Source organism: Vibrio sp. 2130-1 (genome assembly GCF_033339515.1).
The window spans coordinates 1-841 of the sequence record NZ_JAWOUT010000151.1 but is presented as its reverse complement, the minus strand read 5'-3'; the positions used below and the strand labels follow the sequence as shown (position 1 = coordinate 841).

The following is an 841-nucleotide window of genomic DNA, read 5'->3' as shown; positions in this document are numbered from 1 at the left end:
GTCTTCAGCCTCTGCAATGTGGTAGTCAATCAGGCGATAAAAGCCCTTCATGGTTGGATTTTTCAGTAGCTGTTTCGTCAGCAATTCTTGGGCAGCGCCGACGCTTTCATGGTGAGCGACTAACTGAGCCAGCATCAACTCCGCTGACACCCCTGCCTTTTTATCAATACAGGCGCGTAAAAACTCGACCAGTTCATCTTCTTGCCCGAGATGGTGATAGCACTCAGCAATTGTCGGCAAAACATCGCTCACAAAGTCTTTGTCTTGCTCCAATACACCCGTTAGATACTTAATGGTTTGTTTGTAGTCTTCTGACTCCAAGTAAATCCGGCCGAGCGAAATACTTGCTCGAACACATTTTGGATCTTCGGAAAGTGCTTTTTTGAAATGCTGGATAGCTTTATTCGTATTGCCATCAGCTTGGTCTAGCATGGCAATTTCACACCAAAAATGCGCAATATTTGTACGCATACGACTACGCTGATTACCCATTTTAGCTAGCTGATTGGCGTAATGAATCGCTTTTTCCCATTCACGCGTTTGCTGGTAAATAGTGACTAACTGTTGGAGCGCCGCCTCTTTGGAATCGGGCTCTTCAACTAATTGTTCGAAGATTTTTTCAGCTCGGTCTAAAAACCCCGACACCATATAGTCTTTCGCTAACTGCTGCAGGGCTAGGTTTTTCTGATCTAGAGTCAAGCCAGAACGAGAAATGAGATTTTGGTGGATACGAATAGCACGGTCGACTTCAACACGAGAACGGAAAAGATTACCCAGCGCTAAGTGAGTATCAATCGTTTCGTTGTCAACTTGGAGCAATTCAATAAAGTGGTCTACAGCT

At 44.8% G+C, this 841-nt stretch carries 1 protein-coding gene; it reads right to left on the bottom strand.

The genetic code is table 11. The features are described from left to right. Positions 1-841: lipopolysaccharide assembly protein LapB (locus R7Q09_RS24825; protein WP_318143781.1), on the bottom strand; the 841-nt coding region annotated here is incomplete at both ends.